8 protein-coding genes are annotated in these 11357 nt (G+C 34.5%); 4 read left to right on the top strand and 4 right to left on the bottom strand.

The features are described 5' to 3' along the window. Positions 1-64 precede the first annotated feature (64 nt). Positions 65-379 carry a hypothetical protein gene (locus tag VB694_RS23260; RefSeq protein ID WP_323362716.1) on the bottom strand — a complete coding sequence of 105 codons (315 nt, stop codon included), beginning with the start codon at positions 377-379 and terminating at the stop codon, positions 65-67. Here VB694_RS23260 and VB694_RS23255 point away from each other — a divergent pair. Beyond that, positions 378-629, top strand: a complete 252-nt coding sequence (locus tag VB694_RS23255) for a hypothetical protein (protein WP_323362715.1) — start codon at positions 378-380, stop codon at positions 627-629. The genes VB694_RS23260 and VB694_RS23255 overlap by 2 nt on opposite strands. Before the next feature lie 100 nt (positions 630-729). On the opposite strand, the gene VB694_RS23250 is transcribed toward VB694_RS23255, so the two are convergent. After that, the gene (locus tag VB694_RS23250) at positions 730-1053 is read right to left on the bottom strand and encodes a hypothetical protein (protein WP_323362714.1); all 324 of its coding nucleotides are present in this window, start codon (positions 1051-1053) and stop codon (positions 730-732) included. 302 nt (positions 1054-1355) lie between these two features. Further along, positions 1356-1928, bottom strand: a complete 573-nt coding sequence (locus VB694_RS23245; RefSeq protein ID WP_323362713.1) for a DUF721 domain-containing protein — start codon at positions 1926-1928, stop codon at positions 1356-1358. Positions 1929-2023: 95 nt separating this feature from the next. Here VB694_RS23245 and VB694_RS23240 point away from each other — a divergent pair, with 95 nt between their 5' ends. Continuing rightward, positions 2024-3199: a hypothetical protein gene (locus tag VB694_RS23240; RefSeq protein ID WP_323362712.1), complete on the top strand. Its 1176-nt coding sequence runs from the start codon at positions 2024-2026 to the stop codon at positions 3197-3199. Between the two features lie 177 nt (positions 3200-3376). Continuing rightward, positions 3377-4447 (top strand): 23S rRNA (adenine(2503)-C(2))-methyltransferase RlmN, encoded by a 1071-nt coding sequence (rlmN, locus tag VB694_RS23235; RefSeq protein ID WP_323362711.1) that lies wholly within the window; start codon positions 3377-3379, stop codon positions 4445-4447. A 115-nt stretch (positions 4448-4562) separates the two neighbouring features. On the opposite strand, the gene VB694_RS23230 is transcribed toward rlmN, so the two are convergent. After that, positions 4563-4742 carry a replication restart DNA helicase PriA gene (locus VB694_RS23230; RefSeq protein ID WP_323362710.1) on the bottom strand — a complete coding sequence of 60 codons (180 nt, stop codon included), beginning with the start codon at positions 4740-4742 and terminating at the stop codon, positions 4563-4565. Between the two features lie 561 nt (positions 4743-5303). Between VB694_RS23230 and VB694_RS23225 the strand changes: the two genes are divergently transcribed. Beyond that, the gene (locus VB694_RS23225; RefSeq protein WP_323362709.1) at positions 5304-11354 is read left to right on the top strand and encodes a protein kinase domain-containing protein; all 6051 of its coding nucleotides are present in this window, start codon (positions 5304-5306) and stop codon (positions 11352-11354) included. Positions 11355-11357: the final 3 nt, after the last annotated feature.

Below are 11357 nucleotides of genomic sequence, written 5' to 3'. Positions count from 1 at the left end.
CTGTCCGGTGTGTCAGGGAATGTAACCGTAGCAGTATACAATCCTGTCATTTTAACTACTCGATTCATAATAGTGTCGGATCAAAAGTTACATCTGGCATTGGGGTATAGAACACACAACTTAAAGAAGTTTGTTCTTTGTTTTCACCATTTCTTGAGGTGCTATTAGTATTTGGCTGATTTGCGGAAGCGTTGACAGTTAAATCAGTATTAGCAAGCAACCATTTGTGTCCACTTTGAACTATAGCTGCAAAAGCTTGCAGTGGTGAAACATTTTGACTAAATGTAATTGTCAATGATGTTGAAACAGCATCATAAACAGCACTATTAATAAGTGTCGTTTCATTGTCAAACAGATCTGAAGTTGTAGGTTGTGCCATGAATTTATCAAATTCTGCCCTAATTATCACTTTGATTTTAACATTAGGAAGCAATTTAATCTGGCTACTAAATCACTACGCTGGAAACCAAAAAAAACAATATGCAGCCGAACGAGAGTTTATGCACCTTAAAAAAAATCAGGAGCAGTTATTACTGAACCTGACAAACATTTTTCAAGATATCGAAGCGCACTATAAATTCATTGAGCGTGATTTGATAGAAATTAAAGGAAGATTGGGTGATAAGTGATTGGGGATTCGATACAAAAAGCTAACTAATGCTAAAGGCAAATTTTATATTTAGCTGTTTTCACGTAGACAAAAAAACTTTTTAAATTAATAACTGGCAGTTAAATAACTAAGGCTTTGGTTTTTATCTCTGGTAATGAGCAGGCCGATATTTCTGCAACTGGTGTAAGTGTGAGATTTTCTAAATTGGAATTTTCGGAATTTAGTGTAGCAGCAACTGGTAACATTGGTTTTGCTACTGGTAAACTCCAAGCATCTTCTAAAGATTCCCATGAAGGTGCAAAGGCGGGGATCGCTAAAGAACAAGCTTTCCAACCCGCTTGTACCGGTGCGCTCAACTGTTGACACATACCACCACGACGACCTTCTGGTTGGTAATGACGGCAGTATTTACAGGCGGATGTTACAGAGTTAATTGGTTTCATGAGCGTTCATCTTGAGTGCGATTTAGGGTTACTTATCACACTTATATTTTGCTTCTATGACAAAATCGGTATAAAAGCCAAAAAGTGATTATACTATCAGGGTTCTAGCTATTTTTATCAAAAAAAAAGTTTATTATATTTTTATAATCTCGTTATATTTGTAAATGATTGCTAGAGTAACCACATACTTGTTTTTGCCTAAAACCTATTGGGGATCAAGGTTAAGGCTCTAGTTTTAGATTTACCCAATGTTTACAACTCGTCCTTTACAAACCTGAATATCTTTGTTGATGTAGTGAATTTCAGGAAATGGGAGGCATTACGGACTTAGCTGCACAGGGTGAACAAACACCCCAGCGTTGAAGTTCACCAGGTGGGGATGGACATTGACACTGGGGACAAAGGGGTAAGTTGTGCGATCGCTCTTGTATAGTTATAGCCCAGTCTTCAAAAACTACCTGAGCATTTTTCGTAGTAGTGGATTTAAGTTGAGACTCAGAGATACTTTTACCCAAGTAACTGGGGTGTTCTTGCGGTGACAAAATTATTTGCTGATTTGCTGGTAATGGCGATCGCTTCCACTCAGCAGTTGAAAACCGAATATCTATCAAAGGTGTAGGTAGCTTTTGATCTAACTTTTGATTTAACTTTAAAACTATGGTTTTGCGCCCAAAAGTCAAATTTTGCGCCCAAGCTGCACTAGCAGTTGCTACCCACAAAACATCACGCTGAATTGATAAGGGACGGGTTTGTGCGGCAACCTTCACACCAACCACTTCTGGCCAACAGTTTAGTAAGAGTTGAAAAGGTTGTTCCTGCCATTTAGCTTCTAGTTTAAGAATGTTTAAAATATTATTAACTGATTTAAATGACATTTTTTTAATAAAGCAAAAATTTAGCTTGGATCTGGAACTTATAATACAAGGTAACAAAATTCATCCAGCAGGATCACGTTTAAGGCATTGTGGCAATGAGTCAAAATTCTATCATCGATTCTGGTACTCAGTCTTCTAAAACTTCTAGCTTAAAGCCAGCACTAGCCACAGCACTAGGAAGTTTAGAAGTACAGCTAGATCAAGAGTTAACTAGATACCGGCGCACACGTAATGGAGTCAGACAACCCCAACAAGTTAGTGTAAAAAATTACGGTTCTCATCAGACCCAACAGTTAAATACCATCACCCAGACATGGGAAAAAACTCAACCATCTTTGCCAGACGTTAACACTAACCCAATTCCTCCAGAAAATCCAGCCTTACAAGTTAAAAAACAAGAGCAAATAAATCCTGTTCAACTATCTTCTGATCAACAGCCTGATCAAACATCAACTCCACCACTCCTAAACTCTATCAGTAGCATAGTCCCGACAAAGGTGAAGGCTGCTGAAAGCGAAACTCTCATCCCCGCAAATGATCCTCCCAAACACCCAGATGATTATTTAGAATCGAGTGAAGCACTACTGCGAAGTCTCAATGAAGAACAACCACAAACCAAAAAATTAAGCGGTTCTAACGATAGTCTACTGTCGCCGTTGGGTATTGGTTCTATGTTGTTGCTGCTGTTGGCTAGTTTGACATTAGGCTATGTGGTATTTAATCCCCAAACTTTACCGCAATTAAATTTAGGTAAATTATTTAACCGTAATTCTTCATCAAATGTGGAAAATACTGGAGTAGCTGAGAAAAATTCTCCACCTATAGCGCCACCAGCAATCACTTCCATACCCAAATATCCTAACTTGGCTGCTCGTGAGTTTCCAGAGGTTAAAGATCCTAATGATGTAGTGGGTTTAAGACCTAAAGTTAAACCCACTCCAACAGTTATTCCCCAACCCATAGCCATGGAAACACCAATAAATTCTGTTCTTCCCTTAACTCCAGTTCCTAGTATCACACCAAACCCCAAGGAAACCTTACCAGGACTGGATACAGAAATCAAACCATCCGCTGATGGGTTCTACTATTTAGTGGCTGATAATCAAGGCGATGGCGCTTTAGCTGCGGCGCAGAAAGTGATTCCTGATGCTTATCTATCAGATGGACAAAAGTATATTTATCTGGGTGTTTCAAAAACTAAAGAGGAAGCAAATCAAAAGTTGCAGATGCTCAAAGCAAAAGGCATCCAAGCTCATGTCAGAAAACCATAATTGGTAAATAAAACTTAACTGCAATGTTGGGAAATATCGCTTGTAAGTAGGGTAAAATTAGATTTTTCAAACATCCTCTAAGCCTGTGCTACGATCGCAACTTCTCTAAGAGTTTGGGGATCTGATTCTGAAATTCTTAGTGTAGGATAGAGATCCAGGATTAACTAATGGTTTTTTATGTCTGCTACACCCCTTTTATCTGCGGTAAATTTACCTAACACTACACAATCTGAACTCATTCCCCCTCTTCTCGGTGCTTCGGTAGAGGAGTTAACTGCTTGGGTACAAAAACAGGGACAACCTGGATATCGGGGGAAGCAATTACATAATTGGATATATGATAAAGGTGTACGTAATTTGGCGGATATTTCTGTATTTCCGAAAAATTGGCGGGAAACAGTTACAGATATTCCTATAGGTCGTTCATCTTTAGATTACCGTTCTGTTGCCCCTGATGATACGGTAAAATATCTGCTCAAATTAGCAGATGGAGAAATTATTGAAACTGTTGGTATTCCCAGTGATAAGCGGTTGACTGTCTGTGTTTCTACCCAAGTGGGATGTCCAATGGCTTGTGATTTCTGTGCAACGGGTAAGGGAGGATATAAACGTAATCTTAACCGCGCAGAAATTGTTGATCAAGTATTAACTGTACAGGAAGATTTTCAGCAACGAGTTAGTAATGTGGTGTTTATGGGGTTGGGTGAACCGTTGTTGAATACAGAAAATGTGCTTTTGGCGCTGAAATGTTTAAATCAAGATGTGGGAATCGGACAGCGATCGCTTACAGTTTCTACTGTAGGTATTCGCGATCGCATTCGTCAACTAGCCGAACATCATCTGCAAATTACTCTCGCTGTTAGTCTTCACGCACCTAACCAAGCACTCCGAGAACAACTCATACCCAGTGCAAAACCCTACCCCATAGAAGACTTACTCGCAGAATGTCGAGAATATGTAGAAATCACTGGACGCAGGGTGAGTTTTGAATATATTCTCCTCGCTGGAGTCAACGATTTACCAGAACACGCTTTAGAATTATCCAAACGTCTGCGTGGTTTTCAAAGTCATGTCAATTTAATCCCTTATAACCCCATCGAGGAAGTAGATTACAAAAGACCAAACCGCGATAGAATACAAGCATTTGTTAATATTCTCCAAGAACAAAACACCGCTGTTAGCGTCAGATATTCTCGCGGTTTAGAAGCAGATGCTGCTTGTGGACAACTAAGAACAAGTAAAAGGTAATTGGTAATGGGTAATGGGTAATGGGTAATGGGTAATTGGTAATTAGGTGATTAATCTTCCCCTGCGTTCCCCTGCTTCCCCTGCTTCCCCCATTCCCCAGTCCCCAGTCCCCTATCTACCTTCTGGCATAAATGCCTGGTGCATAAGCTTCAATTACTTTACCAGTGCGAGTACAGGTAATCATCAGGTAATCACAAGTTGGACATTGTGTTCTTGTAACCTGACTATCAGAAATATAGTGACGTTCAGCCGCACTGCCACAATTTGGGCAATGAATTTTTTGTGATGTTTGCATTTTAAAACCCCTGGATTAAATAATTTTTTGAAAAAACTTGAAACTCTAGCCTGTCTATATTTTCAGCCACAAGGTTGGCTATTATTTTTAACTAAAAGTTAAACAATGTAAAAAAAATTTGTAATTCTCACTCATTATCTTAGTCTAAATATTTTTAGTCGTCACACTTTAGATATATAAATTTACTTTAGTTGTGACTTTTCTTTGTATTTGTGGTGATCCCTATAGTGTAATCTTTGAGATAAGCTGGTTTATCCTCGTGTTTTAAAAATAAGGTATACTTGTATTCAACCGTTACAAACACAGAAAAACTGTAGTTTAAGTCACAAAAATAATATTTTTATATTTTATTAATATTTCTGAAGATTTTTGATAGTCAGATCAGACACCCTGACTCTTGTGCAGAGATTACCACAGAACTGTTCTATTCTTGACGCTGAATTTTTACATATATTTGCATATAATTGAAACGAAATTTCCAATATGAGATATTACAGCTATCAGTTAGCTCAATCAGATTGCTATATAATCCATGAATAAAAACTCATTTAAAGCTAGACCATGTTAAAATTAACAGGCTATACAATCATCAATAAAATCTATGAAAGCTATAATTCATTAGTTTATCGGGCTTATCGTAATCTTGACCAACAAACTGTTATACTCAAAATTCTTCAAGATATTCATGCTTCCGCAGAAAGACTAGCATGGTTTAAAAGAGAATATGAAGTCATCCACAAATTAAACTTATCTAGAGTTATCAAAGCCTACGGTTTAGAAACACATCCCCATTGTTTAGTCATGATTTTAGAAGACTGTGGAGGTACTTCTTTAAGCCAGCTAAAAATTGCCGGCAAATTAAATCCAATTGATTTTTTAAAACTAGCTATTAAAATTACCTCTGCGGTAGAAGAGATTCACACAGTAAATATTATTCATAAAGACATTAATCCTGGCAATATTATTTATAATCCTCAAACCCAGCAACTTAAATTAATTGACTTTGGTATTTCTAGTGACTTTGTGCAAGATAATCAATATTATAACCCCTCTCATCTCAATCTCATTGAAGGAACAATTCCTTATATTTCTCCTGAACAAACAGGAAGAATAAATCGCACTCTTGATTATCGCAGTGATTTTTATTCATTGGGGATTACGTTTTATGAGTTATTAACAGGAAAACTGCCCTTTACTAGCAACGATACCTTATCACTAATTCATTCCCATCTTGCTAAACAAGCTGTATCTCCCCATCTTCTCTCTCCTACTATTCCTGTTGTCCTCTGTGATATTATCCTGAAATTGATGGCGAAAAATGCAGAAGAACGCTATCAGTCAGCTTATGGATTAAAAGTAGATTTATCAGAATGTTTGCATCAGTTACATAATCATACAACTATTATTTCTTTTCCTTTAGGAAAACAAGATATTTTTACTCGTTTAACTATTCCCACAAAATTATATAATCGTCAACAACACACAAAGAAAATATTATCATGTTTGCAACGGATTATTGAAAAAAAATCCAGTAGTGAATTAATTTTAATTAAAGGGTACTCCGGTGTAGGTAAATCAAGTTTAGTGCGGGAAATTTATCAACCGACTCTCAATCAAGGTGGATTATTTATTTCTGGGAAATATGATCAGTATCAACAAAATATTCCCTACTCTGCTTTGACGCAAGCCTTTAATAAATTTTGCAATTATTTACTCTCAGAAAATGACATATTTTTACAACAATGGCGAGAGAAAATCTTAAATGCTCTAGGACATAATGGACAAATTTTAATTGATTTAATTCCTAATTTAGAATTAATTATTGGCCAACAACCTCCACTGGTTAATGTTGGAGTCAATGAATCAAGTCATCGTTTTCATTTAGTCTTTGAAAATTTTCTTAAAGTCCTTGTGGAATCAGGGAAATTCTTGGTATTGTTTTTAGACGATTTACAATGGGCTGATTTAGCTTCTTGTCGTCTAATCATAAAATTAATGGAGTCCCCAGAAATCCATAATTTACTATTGATTGGTGCTTATCGACATAATGAGGTTGATGAAAATCATCCATTAATCAAGACCTTAAACGATTTACCAAATAATATTATAGACAGAATTACAGAAATAAGTTTAAATAATTTATCTATTAACGATGTCCAAGGGTTAACTTCTGATATCTTCTCTACATCTCCTGATACTATTGATGATTTAAGTAATCTCATTTATGAAAAAACCCAAGGTAATCCTTTTTTCGTAATTGAGTTTATCAAGTTACTTTCTACAGAAAATTTATTAGAATTCAACTATCAACAAAGGCGATGGGAATGGGATATTCAAGAAATTCAGCAAAAAAATATGACTGATAACGTTCTTGAATTGATGATGAACAAAATTCAAAATTTAAGTCAAGTCAACCAGAATATTTTACAGTTAGCATCATGTATTGGTAGTTCTTTTGATTTACAAAATCTTTCAAGTATTGCAGAAGCTTCTATTGAAAATATATTAAATGATTTACTTCCCGCTATTCAAGAAGGTTTAATTATTCCTTTAAACAATAAATATCAGTTAGTATCAACTAATTTGGATATTAAGAGTGAAGATATATTATTTAAGTTTCAACATGATCGTGTCCAACAAGCCGTATATTTATTAAGTGATGCAGATAAGAGACAAAAACTACATTTGAAAATTGGTCGATTATTATTACAGAATATTCCAACTGAGAAATTAGAAGATAAATTATTTGACATAGTTAATCATTGGAATCAGGGAATTAATTATATACAATCGAATTTAGAAAAGTTTAAATTATCTCAGTTGAATTTACAAGCAGGTAAAAAAGCCAAAACATCTCATGCTTATTCATCTGCATTATCTTACTTAAACACGGGATTAAGTTGTCTCTCGGAAAATATTTGGCTGAATGATTATGATTTAGCGTTTGATTATTATCGGGAATTAGCAGAAGTTAATTATTTAAATGGTAATCACGAACAAGCCGAACTACTAATTGATGTGCTTTTACATCAAGCGAAAACGCCCACTCATAAACTTCAGGGATTCACAGTATTAAAAAATTTACAAGCCACCCAAGGACTAGATTATAATAAAGGTTTACAAGTAGGCTTAAATTTATTAAAAGAACTCAATTTAAATTTCCCTAAAGATATTAATCAACAAGGTTATGTTATCCAAGAGCAAATCCAAAAAATTCAGTTAAAATTAGGTGATATTGATATTCATAACTTAATTGATTTACCCTTAATGACAGAAGATATAGCTCATTTAAAAATGCAGCTTTGTATGGAATTTTGGGAAGTTGCTTTTTATAAAGGTAATTCGCAACTAATGTTATTATGTGCTTTGAATTTAGTCAATTTATCTTTAGAATATGGTAATAGTAATGAATCGAGTTTTGCTTATGTTTTATATGGAATGTATTTAACAGAACAGAGAGAATATAACCTGGCTTATCAATTCGGTTCTTTAGCATTAAATTTAATAGATAAACTTGAAGATGTGCTGCTATTACCAAAGGTAAGAAATCTTTTTTGTAATTATATAAATTATCATTGTCAACCTTTTCAATCCAATATTGTTCTCTATGCTAAAAATATTCAATGCTGTCAAGAGAATGGAGAAATTGTCTTTGGAGTATGGGCTACTGTATTTTTAATTTGGTCACAATTTATCTGTGGTAAAAATTTATTAGAAGTATTTCAAGAGTCAGAAGGGTATATAGGGTTTGTTGAACAAACCAATGACATGAAAATGTTAAAAATATTGCAATTATTACAATTAGTTATTCTGAATTTGCAAGGTAAAACAGCTGATGAAATCAGTTTTGCTCATCAAGAATTAGACGCTCAAGAATTTATCGAATTTTGGAAAGCAAATAATTTTATTAATGGTTCAACATGGTATGCAATTTTAATTGGACAGGTGCTGTATTTGTATGGTTATTACCAAGCCGCTCAAGAAATTTTTGTGACTTATGCTCAAGAATTATCAGAGGGAATTATTATGTTTCCTATCTCTCAATATTACTTTTATTATCCGTTGACTTTATTAGCACTTTATCATCATACTTCACCGACATATCAACAAGAATATTTACCAATAATTGAAACAAGTATAGAAAAATTGCAAATATGGTCAAAAGATTGCCCAGAGAACTTTCAAGTACCATATCAGTTATTATTAGCAGAAAAAAATCGAGTTTTTCAGAACTATTTAATAGCCATAGATTTATATGATTCAGCAATTGCTTTGGCTGAAAAATTCCAATTAATTCATCTCGCAGCATTAGGAAATGAATTAGCAGCCGAATTTTGGATAAGTCGAGGTAAACCGCAGTTTGCTAGACTGTATTTACGTGCAGCTTATAACTTTTATCAATCTTGGGGTGCAACCCGAAAATGCCAGCATTTACGACAAAAATATCAGGGATATTGGGAACAAGATGCTGTGGAAATTATGTCATCCAAATTAACCACTACTCCCAAAATTTTTACTGATACAAAAATATTAGATTTAACCAGTGCAATTAAAACATCTCAAGCTTTATCTAGTGAAATTCAACTGGAAAGCTTGTTAAATAATTTAATGAAAATTATGATTGAAAATGCAGGAGCAGAAGTAGGTTATTTAATTCTTCCCCCTGCTTCAGAACATGATGATAATTGGTTTATTCAAGCATTAGAAACAACAGATATCAGCCCAGCTACTACTCAACCACCAATTTTTATTCATTATTCTCAAGATATTTGTAAAATAGAACATCCTCTTTGTATTATTTTACCGAAATCTATTATTAATTATGTCGTCCAGAGTCAACAACCTCTTTTATTAGAGAATGCTAGTCAAAACCAAAATTTTAATAGTGATGATTATATTTGTACTTATCAACCTAAATCGGTTTTGTGTACTCCTATTCTCTATCAAGGTAAATTACACGGTATTTTGTATTTAGAAAATAATTTAACGTCAGGAGTTTTTACTGTAGCTCGCTTGGAAATTTTGCAAATGATTACTTCCCAAGCTGCTATTTCTTTAGAAAATGCCCAACTTTATAAACAATTACAAGATTATTCCCAAACACTAGAACTAAAAGTTGAAGAAAGAACCCAAGCTTTACAGCAAGAAATTGAAGAAAGAAAACGTGCAGAGTTAGCCTTACAACAAGCGAAAGAGTTAGCAGATGCGGCTAACCGTGCTAAAAGCGAATTTCTTTCAAATATGAGTCATGAGTTAAGAACACCGCTAAATGCAATTTTAGGGTTTACACAAATCATGAGTCGAGATCAACAATTAACTCTAGAACATCAAGAAAATTTAGCTATTATTAATCGCAGTGGTGAGCATTTGTTAGCTTTAATTAATGATATTTTAGATATGTCAAAAATAGATGCTGGACGCATTGCTATTCATGAAAACAGTTTTGATTTGGTGGTACTTTTAAATTCATTGGAGGAAATGTTTAACTTAAAAGCACAATCAAAAGGATTACAATTAAAATTAAAAATTGATGATAATTTACCTCATTATATTCAAACAGATGAAAATAAAATTAGACAAATTTTAATTAATTTATTATCCAATGCCATTAAATTCACTGAACAAGGTGAGGTGACTTTAAGGATATCTATTAATGAAAATAATATGACTAATGACAACCCATCATTATTACCTCTTTATTTTGAAATTAAAGATACTGGTTGTGGTATTCCTGAAGATGAAACTGAGAGTGTATTTGAACCATTTGTGCAAACGAAATCAGGTCATAAATCCAATGAAGGAACAGGTTTAGGTTTAGCTATTTGTCGGCGATTTATAGAATTAATGGGTGGTAAAATTAACCTGAGTAGTCAAATAGGACAAGGAACAACTGTTAAATTTTCTATGCCGGTGCGGTTAGCAGATGCTAAAGAAATTAAAGTCAATCAACTAGGTAAAAAAGTGATTGGATTAGCACCCAACCAACCAAATTATCGCATATTAGTAGTTGAAGATCGAGAAGAAAGCCGCCAACTTTTAGTTAAATTATTAAGCTTGGTAGGATTTGCTGTACAAGCCGCAGACAACGGGAAAACAGCTATAGAAATTTGGCAGAATTGGCATCCTCATTTAATTTGGATGGATATGAGAATGCCAGTAATGGATGGTTATGAAGCCACTGAATATATTAAATCTCATTTACACGGACAAGCTACTGTCATTATTGCTTTAACTGCCAGTGTTTTTGATAATGAAAAATCTGTGATTTTATCTTCTGGCTGTGATGATTTTGTGAGAAAACCCTTTCGGGAGGAAATTATTTGGGCAAAAATGCAACAGCATTTAGGGTTAAACTTTATTTATGAATCTGAATCTTCGGAAATATACCCAAATATAGATTCGGTAATTAACCTAACTCCTGATAGCCTGGAAGTTATGCCTAAAGAATGGATTGAACAGCTTTATCTGGCTGCAAATGAAGCTGACGAAGACTGGATTATGAGATTATTAGAGGAGATTTCTCAAGAAAAACAACCTTTAGCGATCGCACTCACCGATCTGGTAAAGAATTTCCGCTATGACAAGATTATTGATTTAACCCAAATTGAGTAATCC

This window comes from Anabaena sp. UHCC 0451, assembly GCF_034931405.1.
In the GTDB taxonomy this organism is placed as follows: domain Bacteria; phylum Cyanobacteriota; class Cyanobacteriia; order Cyanobacteriales; family Nostocaceae; genus RDYJ01.
The sequence above is the reverse complement of the archived record's forward strand: the minus strand, read 5'-3'. Positions and strand labels throughout refer to the sequence as shown.